Origin of the sequence: Haemophilus seminalis, assembly GCF_006384255.1 — a bacterium.
Taxonomy (GTDB): Bacteria; Pseudomonadota; Gammaproteobacteria; order Enterobacterales; family Pasteurellaceae; genus Haemophilus; species Haemophilus seminalis.
Genome location: NZ_VCED01000003.1, coordinates 229,853 through 243,513 on the forward strand (window position 1 = coordinate 229,853; position 13,661 = coordinate 243,513).

The window sequence follows — 13,661 nt, forward strand, 5'->3', positions numbered from 1 at the left end:
AATGGGAAATTTAAGATTATCGGTTCATTCAGAAGAACATTTCTGGCTAAGACAGAAACTGCTGAATCGCCGTCATGAATTAGGACTAACACAACGCGCATTAGCTGAAAAATTGGGTGTTGTGCATTCGTTTGTCGGTAAGGTTGAAACTGGTGACCGGCGATTAGATGTATTTGAATTATTAGAATACTGTAAAGCCCTAGAGCTAAATCCTTCAGAATTATTTAATGAAATCAACCAAAGATTCGGTTGAATCTTCTCTAGGTATTATAAAGTTTAAGTTATGAAATAAACGCTTCAACTCTCCGTTACTACTTTCTCTCTCGCCAATAGGTTGCAAATCGAGGTTTTCCACGACTTGTGAGACCTCGATATTTATAAGTAATCACAGATCCTATCGGAGGGGGATTTTCTCGTTCGCTTAAATTAAAACCCGAACCGATTTTAAATTCTCCCCGATGATTTTTACAGGTTAAAGCGCTCATCACATTTTCAAATTGTCCTTTGCCTTTATGATGTGCAATGACCGTACATTTTTCATCTTGAGTCGTTTTTAATTTTAAAATCCGATTACTACGTTTTCGTTCGTAAGGTGCATTAGGATCTCGAACAACGACGCCTTCCCCCTTCAAAGATTCGATTTGATTAAGAAACTCATATAAATGCGCTTTATCTCTCACTGGAATTTGTTCAATAATGTCAATATAAGTTGTTGGATGTTCAAGTAAATACGTTTTCAATTTAGCTAAACGCTCAAATAAATTGCCTTCTGCATCAGGCACATCAAAAACATATAATTTCAGTTTTTCCCAACTGTCGCCTTTAAAAGATTTTGTGATTGATGAAATTTCCTCAAAATGATTCCGCTCACTAAATAATTCACCATCAATCGCAAAAGGCGGAAAATCCTTAGTGAAATAGGCTGGCGGTGATAAACGTTGCCCCTGCCTAGTTAATAATTGCTTTCCATCCCAATAACCGCGTACACCATCCAACTTTTCTGACATGACCCAACCTTCTATTGGTTGATTATCGTAGGTATGAAGAAGCATTAAATCTGGGCTAGCCAAAGAGAAAGGACTCACGAAGAAAAGTAACAAAGTGCGGTAAAATTTCATGGTATTTTTGTAAATCTTAGAACTGGTCATTTTTTTCAGAATAAGTGTATCTGAAATAATCTAAAAGCACGCAAATTCACTATTACGATCTAAATCGCAAAAAATCATCACTTCATCGGAAAAAGATGAATTTTTATTTAGGCTAGCGGAGAATGTTTATCTGCTATACAATGCCATCGCGATTTTATTCCCAACAAGGAGCAATCAATGTATTTAGATCAAATCAAAGCAGAACTGGTGGAAGCACAAGATGTGTTAAACAAATTTATTTCTGATGAAAATAACATTAAATTAATTCAAGAAGCGGCATTATTAATTTCGAATAGCTTCAAACAAGGAGGCAAAGTGCTTTCTTGTGGTAATGGCGGTTCGCACTGTGATGCAATGCATTTTGCAGAAGAATTAACGGGTCGTTATCGTGAAAATCGACCTGGCTACCCCGCTATTGCGATTTCAGATGTAAGTCATTTAAGCTGTGTAAGTAATGATTTTGGCTATGAATATGTCTTTTCACGCTATGTTGAAGCGGTGGGTCAAAAAGGCGATGTGTTATTCGGTTTATCGACCTCTGGTAATTCAAAAAATATTTTAAACGCCATTGAAGCCGCAAAAGCAAAAGGCATGAAAGTCATTGCGATGACAGGCAAAGACGGGGGAAAAATGGCTGGATTAGCGGATGTTGAAATTCGTGTACCACATTTCCGTTATGCAGATCGTATTCAAGAAATCCATATCAAAGTCATTCATATTTTAATGATGTTAATTGAGTTTGAAATGGCTAAAGAAGCTTAAAGTGCGGTTAATTTCAATCGAATTTCTAAAATCCCAAATTTTTTTGGGATTTTTTATTTATGCCACTTGCATAATTATGCATAAAAATGTAATATTTTTTCATCTTAAAAGACGAGAAAATTGAAATGACTATTCGTGTTAAAAATCTAAATTTCTTTTACGGTTCATCTCAAGCATTATTTGATATTAATCTTGAAGCTAATGAGGGTGATACAGTTGTATTGCTTGGCCCAAGTGGCGCAGGTAAAAGCACATTGATTCGCACATTAAATTTATTAGAAGTACCGAAGTCTGGTGAATTAAGTATTGCAAATAATGATTTTAATTTATCCAATGCAATAGCAAATCCCAAAGCAATCCGACAATTACGCCAAGATGTAGGAATGGTATTTCAACAATATAACCTTTGGCCGCACTTAACTGTTATTGAAAACTTAATTGAAGCGCCAATAAAAGTGCGTGGCGTAAGCGAAAATGAAGCCAAAGCAGATGCAATGGAGTTGTTAAAACGTTTACGTTTAGAACAACTTGCCGATCGCTTTCCATTACATTTATCAGGCGGTCAGCAACAACGTGTTGCAATAGCCCGCGCGCTTATGATGAAACCACAAGTTCTGTTATTTGATGAACCAACGGCTGCATTAGATCCAGAAATTACGGCGCAAGTTGTAGATATTATTAAAGAATTACAAGAAACTGGCATTACGCAAGTGGTTGTAACCCACGAAGTCAATGTTGCACAAAAAGTGGCAACGAAAGTGGTGTATATGGAACAGGGAAAAATTGTCGAAATAGGCTCGGCAGATTGTTTTGAAAACCCGAAAACCGAACAATTTAAACAATATCTTTCTCACTAGAGAATAAGGATTTTATTATGAAAAAAACATTGTTAACTGCAATTTTATTAGGCGCATCCGTAGCAGCAAGCGCACAAGAGCTTACTTTTGCAATGGAACCTAGCTATCCACCATTTGAAACCACAAATGAAAAAGGCGAAATTATCGGGTTTGATGTCGATGTGGCGAATGCAATTTGTAAAGAAATCCAAGCAACCTGTAAATTCAAAGGAGAAGCTTTTGATGCACTAATTCCAAATTTAAAAGCAAAACGCTTTGATGCATCCATTTCCGCTATTGATATTACGGATGCTCGTGCAAAACAGGTTTTATTCTCTGATGCATATTACGATAGCACTGCAAGCTATGTAACCCTTAAAGGAAAAGCAACGTTAGAAAGTGCAAAAAATGTTGGTGTTCAAAATGGAACCACATTCCAACAATACACAGTAGCTGAAACCAAACAATATACAACTAAGGCTTATGCGAGCTTACAAAGCGCAATTTTAGACTTAAAGAGCGGTAGAATTGATATGATTTTTGGTGATACCGCAGTACTTGCAGATATGATTAGCAAAGAACCAGAAATGCAATTTGTTGGCGAAAAAGTAGCAAATAAAAAATATTTTGGTAATGGTTTAGGCATTGCTATGAATAAATCAAATAAAGAATTAGCTGAGCAATTAAACAAAGGTTTAGCTGCAATTAAAGCAAATGGTGAATACCAAAAAATCTATGATAAATGGATGACAAAATAATCTATGAGTTATGATTTTCTTTCTTTAATGCTTACCGCAGCCCTAATGACTTTAGGGCTTGCGGTCTGTTCATTAATCCTAGGGTTATTTTTAAGCCTAATTTTTGCCGTACTTGAAGCCAATCGTTTTGTTGGCAAACCAACTGCAGTACTCATTGCCTTATTGCGTGGCTTACCTGAAATTCTCGTTGTATTACTCGTGTATTTTGGTTCTACTGAATTAGTAGAAATGCTAACAGGAGAATACATTGAATTTGGGGCATTTGGCTGTGGTGTGTTTGCGCTTTCTCTTATTTTTGCAGCTTATGCTTCACAAACATTACGTGGTGCAATTCAAGCTATCTCGAAAGGTCAATGGGAGTCTGGTGCAGCGTTAGGCTTAAGCAAAAGCTATACGTTCATTCACATTGTTATGCCACAGGTATGGCGTCATGCCTTACCAGGTTTGAGCAATCAATGGCTTGTATTACTAAAAGATACGGCATTGGTTTCATTAATTGGCGTGGACGATTTGATGCGCCAAGCGGATCTGATTAATACCAATACACATCAGCCCTTTACTTGGTACGGTATTGCTGCGTTAATTTATTTGGCGGTGACATTAATTAGCCAAGTTGGTATTCGAAAATTAGAGCTGCGTTTTACTCGTTTTGAAAGGGGCGTGAAATAATGTTTCAAGAATATTTAAGCGTGATCGCACAAGGAATTCCAACAAGTTTGTTGCTTACAGTCGTATCGTTGCTGATTGCCTTCTGTTTGGCATTATTTCTCACTTTTTTACTTTCAATGGAAAACAAATGGGTAAAAAGAGCGGTTAATTTATATCTTATGTTATTCACTGGCACGCCACTGTTAGTACAGTTCTTTTTAATTTATGCAGGACCGGGCCAATTCCAGTGGATTATTGACAGCCCATTATGGTATGTATTATCCAATGCCTGGTTCTGTGCGGCCTTAGCGTTAGCGCTAAACAGTGCAGCCTACTCCACACAATTATTTCATGGTGCAGTAAAAGCTATTCCAAAAGGACAATGGGAAAGTTGTGCCGCATTAGGACTAAACCGCATACAAACTTTAAAGATTTTAATTCCTTATGCCTTAAAACGTGCGTTACCATCTTACAGTAACGAAATCATTTTGGTATTTAAAGGCACGGCATTAGCATCCACCATTACGATTATGGATATTATGGGCTATGCTCGCCAACTTTATGGTACAGAATATGATGCACTGACAATTTACGGCATCGCAGGCGGTATCTATTTAATTATTACGGGTATTGCCACTTTATTACTACGTAAATTAGAGAAAAAAGTATTGGCATTTGAACGTTTTGAAGTAAGCAAAGCATAAAGTGCGGTAAAATTTTTAGTCATTTTTAAATCCCAACCTAGGTTGGGATTTTTTAATTAAATTTATTTATAAGTCTTAAATTCATTGAAATTGAGAGCAATCTTAAGTCTCAAAATAGTTACTCGGATATTAATTAGTAAGATAGGGAGCTAGAATTCTTTATATTAATAGAGAAGAGGATAGAATTTTGAGAGTATGATTGATTATTGTGGAAAGTAAAGAAAGAGAGTTGAATAGAGCAGGAGAGAATGTTTTAACAATAATATAAATGATTTTAAATAGAAGTAGTTAAACATAATCAATTCATAATCTTTTTTCAGAAAGGATTTAACGATAAGACTCTTAGTTATAGAAGATAAATAGACACTAATAATTTGACGTATGGAAGAAGTATAGATTTAGATTTTAGAGATGTAATATGAGTGATTATTTGGTGGGTCGTGAAGGATTCGAACCTTCGACCAACGGATTAAAAGTCCGCTGCTCTACCGACTGAGCTAACGACCCATAAAAATAAAGAGTGTCCATCATATCTAGTTTATTTTTATATGCAAGAATAAATTTATCTTTTTTCTATGAGTGAGTAAATTATAGTCATAAAATAAAACAGGACCTATCATTTGATAGGCCCTGTTCCTTGTTAGTATTAAGAATACTAAAAATTAGTATGCTAATACTGCACGACGGTTTTTAGAGTATGCAGCTTCATCGTGACCTTGAACTGCTGGTTTTTCTTCACCGTAAGATACTGTGCCTAATTTACCAGCATCAACACCTTTACCAGCTAAATAACCTTTAACTGCGTCTGCACGACGTTGACCTAACGCGATGTTGTACTCAGGAGTACCACGTTCGTCAGTGTTACCTTCTACTAATACTTTAGCAGCTGGAGTTGCATTTAAATATGCTGCGTGTGCATCTAAGATTTGAACGTATTCACCTTCGATGTTGTATTTGTCAAAACCGAAATATACGGTGTTGTAACGTTGTTGAAGATCAGAAACAGAGTAACCGCCAAAAGTTTGGCCTGCACCGTTGCCTGCAGCATCGTTGTTAGATGAGCTACAAGCTGCTAATGCAGCTACAGAACCTGCAACTAATAATGATTTAACAAATTTGTTCATTAGATTTCTCCTCAATGAGTTTTTTTATTTAGTTAAGTATGGCGACCAAGCTGGAAATTTTACTTGGCCATTACTTCCTGGAAGGCTCGCCTTAAAGCGACCATCTGCAGAAACCAATTGTAACACCTTTCCTAGGCCTTGTGTAGAGCTATAAATAATCATAATTCCATTTGGTGAAAGACTTGGGCTTTCACCTAAGAATGATGTGCTGAGTACTTCAGATGCTCCAGTTGTAAGATCTTGTTTAACTACATTATTGTTACCATTAATCATTACAAGGGTTTTACCATCAGCACTAATTTGTGCACTACCACGACCACCAACAGGCGTTGCACTACCACCATTCGCACTCATGCGATATACTTGTGGTGAACCCCCTCTATCAGAGGTAAAAAGAATTGAACTACCATCTGGTGACCAAGATGGTTCAGTATTATTACCTGCCCCACGAGTTAATTGAGTTGGTGTACCACCATGAGAATTCATCACATAAATATTTAATAGTCCATCTTGCGAAGAGGCAAAAGCTAAACGTGAACCGTCCGGTGAAAATGCTGGTGCACCATTATGACCAGGGAAAGATGCTACCACTTTACGAGCACCAGAATTTAAATCTTGTACAACAAGTTGTGATTTTTTATTTTCAAAAGATACATACGCTAAACGTTGACCATCAGGAGACCAAGCTGGTGACATAATTGGTTGAGAACTACGATTTACGATAAATTGATTATAGCCATCGTAGTCTGCAACACGAACTTCATAGGGTTGTGAACCGCCATTTTTTTGCACAACATAAGCGATACGAGTTCTAAAGGCACCACGGATTGCAGTTAATTTTTCAAAAACTTCGTCACTAACAGTATGAGCACCATAGCGTAACCATTTATTTGTCACTGTATAGCTATTTTGCATTAATACAGCCCCTGGCGTACCTGATGCACCAACGGTATCAATTAATTGATAAGTAATACTATAACCATTACCAGATGGAACAACTTGTCCGACCACAATTGCGTCAATTCCAATATTAGACCAAGCTTCAGGATTTACTTCAGCTGCTGAAGTTGGACGTTGAGGCATCTGAGACACTGCAATAGGATTAAATTTACCACTGTTACGTAAATCATCAGCAACAATTTTGCTAATATCTTCCGGTGCAGATCCAGAAAATGGCACAACAGCTATAGGACGTGCACCATCAACCCCTTCATCAATTACAATGCGAACTTCATCATCTGCGAATGCATTGCTTGCAACAGCAAGTACAATCGCTAATACGCTCACTAAACGTTTTAATAATTTCATTTTGTTACCTTTAAAATTTAACAATAAATTTTTATAAAGAATTATCGAATATCAAAGTCAATAATTGGCGATTTATATTTCTCATAGATAGCATCCGATGGAGCTGCTGGAACTTTTTTCGTTCTAGCCACCGCACTTAATGCTGCTGTACAAATATCATCAGGACCTGAAATTTTTTGATATCCCAAGATTGTTCCATCTCGACTTAATTGAATTTTAATACGACAAACTTTTCCTGCAAAACTTGGATCTTTTAAGAAACGACGTTGAATCTCTTTCTTAATCACTCCAGCGTATTGATCTCCTACTTTGCCACCATCGCCAGAACCAAGCGCTGCACCACTACCTTGAGTTCCACCTTTATTCGCATTTCCGCCTTTAGATGCACTACCGCCACCAATATCTCCGCCATTTAAGAAATCATCTAAACTGGCTTGGTCCGCTTTTCGTTTTGCTGCATCCGCTTTAGCTTTAGCATCTGCAGCAGCCTTAGCTTTCGCCTCTGCATCAGCTTTTGCTTTAGCATCAGCTGCGGCTTTAGCTTTTGCATCGGCTTCAGCTTTCGCTTTAGCCTCAGCTTTTGCTTTGGCTTCTGCTTCTTGTTTTGCCTTTTGTGCTGCAAGTTCTGCCGCTTTAGCTTTCGCCTCTTCTTCAGCTTGTTTTGCTGCTGCAGCTAAACGTTTAGCCTCTGCATCTGCTTTTAATTTTGCAGCTTCAGCCGCTTGTTTAGCCTTAGCCTCTTCAGCTTGCTTCTGTTTTTCCAACGCTTCTTGACGAGCTTGCTCTTGTTGTTTTTTTATTTCTTGCTGACGTTGCTGTTCTTGCTGACGCTTTAACTCTTCTTGTCGTTGAACTTCCTGTTGACGCTTAATCTCTTCTTGATTAGGTTGTGGCGGTTTTTCTTCAACAACGGGTTCTGGACGTTTCTGCTTATCCGCTTGCCCTTTTTTCTGTTGTTGAATTCTACCCCATTCTTGCGCTGCAGAGCCAGTATCGACCATTACTGCCCCCATTGCATCGCCATCACCTTCACCACCACCCATAATTTCAACTGTATGGTAGAAAGAGCTGACAATCAACAATCCAAACAAAACAAGGTGCATCACTATAGAAATAACAAATGCATTTGCGCCTTTTTTTTGTCGATTATTTTGCACGGTTACCTACTTAGTTAAATTGGGTTTGTCATTAAACCAACAGATTTAATTCCAGCAAGGTGGAGCAGATTAAGTGCTTTAATCACTTCTTCATAGGGAACTTCCTTAGCTCCACCCACTAAAAATAGTGTGTTATTATCCTTATCAAATTCTTGTCGAGATAACTGTGTCACCATTTCTTCCGTTAACCCTTCTTGACGTTCTCCGCCAATAGAAATCGCATATTGTCCAATCCCTGAAACTTCAAGAATTACCGGCACTTTATCTTCATTAGATACATTTTGACTTTGCACTGAATCCGGCAATTCCACTTGTACGCTTTGGCTAATAATTGGTGCGGTTGCCATAAAGATCAACACAAGCACTAACAATACATCCAAAAACGGGACAATATTAATTTCAGATTTAATATCTTTACGCTGACGACGAGCCATAATTCAAATCTCTCTTATTTTTCACCGCACTTAACGAAAGAGTGCGGTGTATTTTTTCTATATTTTAGTGTGGTGCTTTGCCGAAAGCTTGGCGATGTAAAATCGTCGTAAATTCATCAATAAAGTTACCGTAATTCTGTTCGATAGCATTCACGCGTAAACTTAAACGGTTATAAGCCATTACAGCTGGAATCGCAGCAAACAAACCGATTGCAGTAGCAATCAATGCCTCGGCGATACCCGGAGCAACCATTTGTAAAGTTGCTTGTTTAGCACCACTTAATGCCATAAAAGCGTGCATGATACCCCAAACGGTACCGAATAAACCAATATAAGGGCTAACAGAAGCTACTGTAGCCAAAAATGGTACGCGACTTTCAAGGCTTTCAACTTCACGATTCATTGTAAGATTCATTGCTCGCGTGGTTCCTTTAATAATCGCCTCAGGTGCATCAGGATTCACTTGTTTCAAGCGAGAAAACTCTTTGAAACCAACAAAGAAAATTTGCTCACTACCCGTTAAAATATCACGACGATTTGATAATCCTTCATATAGCTTATTCAAATCTTCACCAGACCAGAAACGGTCTTCAAAAGTATTTGCTTCTTTTAAAGCAGCCGTTAAAACTCGGCTACGTTGAATAATAATTGCCCAAGAAATAATTGAGAATGAAATCAAAATCACAATTACAAGTTGAACAACAATACTTGCTTTTAGAAAAAGATCTAAAAAATTCAATTCTGCAGTCATTGTATACTCCGAAAAGTTTATTTTAGGTTGTAAAACGCAGCTTTTACTTCTTTAGGAAGAGCCACAGGTTTCATATTGCCAAGATGAACACTGGCTACCTTGACTGTAGCCTTTGATAACATCACCGTATCACGCATAAGTCGTTGCTCAAAAAGGATTGTTGCACCTTTTATCTCTATGACATCTGTTTCTACCGTGAGTAAATCATCCAATTTTGCCGCAACGCAATAATCAATAGCGAGCGATTTGATAACAAATGCGAGTTGTTGTTCTTGTAATAAAGTTTGCTGCGTAAAATTTAACGCTCGCAAATATTCTGTTCTAGCCCGCTCAAAAAAATGCAAATAACGAGCATGATACACAACGCCACCAGCATCAGTATCTTCATAATATACTCGAACGGGAAGATAGAAGGTTTTTTCTGACATTATTAAGCTTTGCCCACCGCAATAGGTCGGATATTTTAGAACCTGTTTTTTAGATAAGCAATATGCCGAAGAAAAAAATCATCCTCGTAAATAAAAATGCTCTATAGCACTAATCAATATAATGATATAAGCGATATAAGGTAAGAAAATTAGTTTCCAAATTACGCGTTTAATTTCAAATCCGATTCCATGAATCCAAACCGTAATCAATCCCCAGAAGATCATCAAAATCCACCAAGGAGAATCATTTCGTAACAATGTTGAAAAATTATCAATATTAAAGAAAAATACGGCTGTTAGTCCTAGCGCTAAAATAAATGAAAGGGTTCGAAACGAACCCTTATTAATTAATTGATAGAGTGAATGAATCATATTACTCGTCAAACTTTCCTGCTTTTTCTTTGCCAATAGTTAATTTTGCACTAGCAAATATAGCTAATAACACACCCACTACCCAAATTATATATAACATATTAATCTCCTTAGTATAATGAGTGTTTATTTTCATCAATGAAGTTTGCGTCTAAACGACCAAACATTTTTGTATAGGACCAAATTGTGTAACACAACGATATGGTGACAAAAATAAGTGCTAAGAAGAACATCAATGTTAATGTTAATTCACTTGAAGTCACATCCCACATTAATAAACTCTGTTCAGGATGTGAACTTGAAGGCATCACAAATGGGAACATTGATACTGCGGCAGTAATAATTACGCCAGTCATCGTCAATGCAGAGAAAAAGAATGCGAAACCACAACGATTAGCTTTAGAAAATGCTGCATTTAATAGTGCTGCAACTACTGCTAATGCAGGGAAAATCCAAAGAATTGGCATTTCATTGAAATTTCTAAACCAAGCACTAGTTTCAACAGCAACTTCTTTATTCATTGGAGAAGATGGGGCAAAATGGTCTACAACACTTGTGACTACATAGCCCTCTTTGAAGTATAACCATGCCCCAGCTAATACAAATGTGATTAAAGTCACAATAGCGCCGATTTGGCTTACTGAGCGAGCACGATCACGCAATTCTTCTGTGGTTTTCATTTGTAACCAGTTTGCACCGTGAGTCATTAACATCGCAAGGCTTAACACACCGCAAAGTAATGCAAATGGGTTCAATAATGCAAAGAAAGAACCAGTGTAAGTAGCTTGAGAAAGCTCATTTAATTCGAATGGTACACCTTGTAATAAGTTACCAAATGCCACACCAAATACCAATGCAGGTACAAAACCACCCGCAAATAAGCCCCAATCCCAAACTGAACGCCAAGTCGGATTATCGATTTTTGCACGATATTCAAAACCAATTGGACGGAAGAATAACGCAGCTAACACAAGGAATAAGGCAATATAGAAGCCTGAAAATGCTACAGAATAAACAATTGGCCATGCTGCAAATATTGCACCGCCTGCAGTTAATAACCAAACTTGGTTACCATCCCAATGTGGGGCAATAGAGTTGATCATAATACGGCGTTCCACTTCTTTTTTGCCTGTTACAGGTAAAAGTGCGGTCACGCCCATATCGAATCCGTCGGTAACAGAAAAACCGATCAACAATACAATAACTAACACCCACCAAATAAAACGTAGAAATTCATAATCAATCATTGTTTATCTCCTGTTTATTTAGATGATTGTTCAAAGTAGTATTTGCCGGTTTTTAACGCACTTGGACCCAAACGCGCATATTTAAACATCAAATACATCTCAACAATGATGAATGCAAGATAAAGCGCACAAATTAAACCAATAGAGAACCATAAATCCCCAGTTGTTAATTTTGATGCAGAGACACCCACAGGTAATACTTCATAAATCGCCCATGGTTGACGACCAGACTCAGCTAAGAACCAACCAAATTCAATTGCTAAGATTGGCAATGGGATACTCCAAAGCAATGCTTTAAGCAATAAGCGAGAAGAAGTGACTTTGTTACGTAAATTTTGAACAAATGCGCCGAAGGTCAGTAAAATAATTAAACCACCGGCTGCTAACATCCCACGGAATGCCCAGAAGTTAGGACCTACGTTTGGAATAGTATCGCGAGCAGCTTGTTTAATTTGTTCATCTGTTGCATCTACAACTTTATCTGTGTAACGTTTTAATAATAAACCAAAACCTAAATCACCTTTTACTTCATCAAATTTTGCTTTAGTTTCTGGATTTACGTGGCCTGCTGATTTTTTCTCTGCTTTTAATTGCGTGAATAAATCGTAAGCTACCATACCGTTACGAACACGACCTTCATTTTTCGCTTGAATATCTTTCAAACCAACAATTTCAGTATCTAAAGAACGCGTTGCAATTAAACCACCCAAATATGGGATCTCAATAGCAAAATCATTTTTCATTTCTGCAGTATTTGGAATTGCAACTGGATGAAATGGCGCTGGCGCAGGATGAGTTTCAAACTCGGCTTCCATTGCAGCCAATTTCACTGGTTGTGCTTTACCAATGTCGTAACCTGATTCATCCCCCATAATTAACACCGCTGATGCTGCAATAAAACCAAAGGTTGCAGCAACAGAGAATGAACGTTTGGCAAAACCAATATCACGACCTTTTAATAAATAGAATGCACTAATACCTAATACAAACATTGCACCAGTCGAATAACCTGCTGTTAACGTGTGCAAGAATTTACTTTGAGCAACAGGATTTAACCAAAGATCTAAGAAGCTCGTCATTTCCATACGTACTGTCTCAAAATTAAATTCTGAGCCAGCTGGAGACTGCATCCAACCATTAGCAACTAAAATCCACATTGCAGATAAGTTCGAACCGAAAGCTACGCAATATGTAGCAAGTAAGTGTTTACCTTTAGTTAAACGATCCCAGCCAAAGAAGAATAACCCTACAAAAGTTGATTCTAAGAAAAAGGCTAGTAACGCTTCAATCGCTAATGGCGCACCAAAAATATCACCTACATAGTGAGAATAATAAGACCAGTTAGTACCGAATTGGAATTCCATAATGATACCGGTGGTCACCCCAAGGGCAAAGTTAATACCAAATAACTTGCCCCAGAATCTTGTCATATCTTTATAAACTTCTTTGCCTGTCGCCACATAAATGGTTTCCATAATCACAAGGACGAATGACAAACCTAATGTCAGCGGCACGAAAATGAAGTGATACAACGCAGTTAAAGCAAACTGCAAGCGAGAAAGGTCAACAACGTCCAACATTCTCAACTCCTCTGTATAAACAACATTAGTTCCAACGATGATTAAAAAGGCAGAGCCTTAAATAACCCCTAATCACTCAACTTAATTAGTTAAGCCTAAATTGGTTTATCTACATAATCACTACACAACGATGAAAAATAGAAAATCATTACAAAGATAACCCAAATTGGTGGTTATTTTACTACTAAACGTAAGGATAAAAAATACTAAAAAACGTTATCTGGTTCATATTTTTGATATAAGTTATGAAATAACTATTATTTGTTAAAGTTTATAAAATTGATCTATGTCAAATTTGTGATTTTTTCAAAAAAATTATAGTTCTGGTTTAGATTCTATTATTAATTAGCATATTAAAATCTGTTTAAGTCTGGACATATTGATTGTATTTTGTTATTTTCTTA

Annotated in this window: 16 protein-coding genes and 1 tRNA gene; 6 read left to right on the top strand and 11 right to left on the bottom strand. The window is 37.2% G+C overall.

Annotated features, from left to right (window positions below):
• The first annotated feature begins 1 nt into the window (after position 1).
• Positions 2-253, top strand: coding sequence for a helix-turn-helix domain-containing protein (locus FE813_RS05485; protein ID WP_032803530.1), 252 nt, complete (start codon positions 2-4; stop codon positions 251-253).
• 58 nt (positions 254-311) lie between these two features.
• On the opposite strand, the gene FE813_RS05490 is transcribed toward FE813_RS05485, so the two are convergent.
• The gene (locus FE813_RS05490) at positions 312-1,118 is read right to left on the bottom strand and encodes a DNA ligase (RefSeq protein WP_139989904.1); all 807 of its coding nucleotides are present in this window, start codon (positions 1,116-1,118) and stop codon (positions 312-314) included.
• 207 nt (positions 1,119-1,325) lie between these two features.
• Here FE813_RS05490 and lpcA point away from each other — a divergent pair, with 207 nt between their 5' ends.
• The 5 genes from lpcA (at position 1,326) to artM (ending at position 4,856) form a co-directional block, all read left to right on the top strand.
• Positions 1,326-1,910 carry a D-sedoheptulose 7-phosphate isomerase gene (gene lpcA / locus FE813_RS05495; protein WP_005634962.1) on the top strand — a complete coding sequence of 195 codons (585 nt, stop codon included), beginning with the start codon at positions 1,326-1,328 and terminating at the stop codon, positions 1,908-1,910.
• 125 nt (positions 1,911-2,035) lie between these two features.
• Entirely contained in the window at positions 2,036-2,767 is a 732-nt protein-coding gene (gene artP / locus FE813_RS05500; RefSeq protein ID WP_139989794.1) for an arginine ABC transporter ATP-binding protein ArtP, read from the top strand.
• Between the two features lie 17 nt (positions 2,768-2,784).
• Complete coding sequence (locus FE813_RS05505; protein WP_139989795.1) at positions 2,785-3,504, top strand: lysine/arginine/ornithine ABC transporter substrate-binding protein; 720 nt, start codon at positions 2,785-2,787, stop codon at positions 3,502-3,504.
• Between the two features lie 3 nt (positions 3,505-3,507).
• Complete coding sequence (artQ, locus tag FE813_RS05510; RefSeq protein ID WP_139989796.1) at positions 3,508-4,173, top strand: arginine ABC transporter permease ArtQ; 666 nt, start codon at positions 3,508-3,510, stop codon at positions 4,171-4,173.
• Complete coding sequence (gene artM / locus FE813_RS05515; RefSeq protein ID WP_139989797.1) at positions 4,173-4,856, top strand: arginine ABC transporter permease ArtM; 684 nt, start codon at positions 4,173-4,175, stop codon at positions 4,854-4,856. Before artQ ends, artM begins: the two co-directional genes overlap by 1 nt.
• A gap of 431 nt (positions 4,857-5,287) precedes the next feature.
• On the opposite strand, the gene FE813_RS05520 is transcribed toward artM, so the two are convergent.
• The 10 genes from FE813_RS05520 to FE813_RS05565 all read right to left on the bottom strand — a co-directional run bounded on the left by FE813_RS05520 (position 5,288) and on the right by FE813_RS05565 (position 13,257).
• Positions 5,288-5,363 (bottom strand) — tRNA-Lys (locus FE813_RS05520).
• A 155-nt stretch (positions 5,364-5,518) separates the two neighbouring features.
• Positions 5,519-5,980: a peptidoglycan-associated lipoprotein Pal gene (pal, locus tag FE813_RS05525; protein ID WP_139989798.1), complete on the bottom strand. Its 462-nt coding sequence runs from the start codon at positions 5,978-5,980 to the stop codon at positions 5,519-5,521.
• 24 nt (positions 5,981-6,004) lie between these two features.
• The gene (tolB, locus tag FE813_RS05530) at positions 6,005-7,288 is read right to left on the bottom strand and encodes a Tol-Pal system beta propeller repeat protein TolB (protein ID WP_139989799.1); all 1,284 of its coding nucleotides are present in this window, start codon (positions 7,286-7,288) and stop codon (positions 6,005-6,007) included.
• A 41-nt stretch (positions 7,289-7,329) separates the two neighbouring features.
• Positions 7,330-8,445, bottom strand: coding sequence for a cell envelope integrity protein TolA (tolA, locus tag FE813_RS05535; RefSeq protein ID WP_139989800.1), 1,116 nt, complete (start codon positions 8,443-8,445; stop codon positions 7,330-7,332).
• A 14-nt stretch (positions 8,446-8,459) separates the two neighbouring features.
• Positions 8,460-8,879: a colicin uptake protein TolR gene (gene tolR, locus FE813_RS05540; protein ID WP_005634116.1), complete on the bottom strand. Its 420-nt coding sequence runs from the start codon at positions 8,877-8,879 to the stop codon at positions 8,460-8,462.
• A gap of 64 nt (positions 8,880-8,943) precedes the next feature.
• Positions 8,944-9,630 carry a protein TolQ gene (tolQ, locus tag FE813_RS05545; protein WP_005626973.1) on the bottom strand — a complete coding sequence of 229 codons (687 nt, stop codon included), beginning with the start codon at positions 9,628-9,630 and terminating at the stop codon, positions 8,944-8,946.
• Between the two features lie 17 nt (positions 9,631-9,647).
• Positions 9,648-10,058 carry a tol-pal system-associated acyl-CoA thioesterase gene (gene ybgC / locus FE813_RS05550; protein ID WP_139989801.1) on the bottom strand — a complete coding sequence of 137 codons (411 nt, stop codon included), beginning with the start codon at positions 10,056-10,058 and terminating at the stop codon, positions 9,648-9,650.
• A 78-nt stretch (positions 10,059-10,136) separates the two neighbouring features.
• Positions 10,137-10,430: a cyd operon protein YbgE gene (gene ybgE / locus FE813_RS05555; protein WP_139989802.1), complete on the bottom strand. Its 294-nt coding sequence runs from the start codon at positions 10,428-10,430 to the stop codon at positions 10,137-10,139.
• A gap of 110 nt (positions 10,431-10,540) precedes the next feature.
• Entirely contained in the window at positions 10,541-11,677 is a 1,137-nt protein-coding gene (gene cydB, locus FE813_RS05560; protein WP_139989803.1) for a cytochrome d ubiquinol oxidase subunit II, read from the bottom strand.
• 14 nt (positions 11,678-11,691) lie between these two features.
• Positions 11,692-13,257 carry a cytochrome ubiquinol oxidase subunit I gene (locus FE813_RS05565; RefSeq protein ID WP_139989804.1) on the bottom strand — a complete coding sequence of 522 codons (1,566 nt, stop codon included), beginning with the start codon at positions 13,255-13,257 and terminating at the stop codon, positions 11,692-11,694.
• Positions 13,258-13,661: the final 404 nt, after the last annotated feature.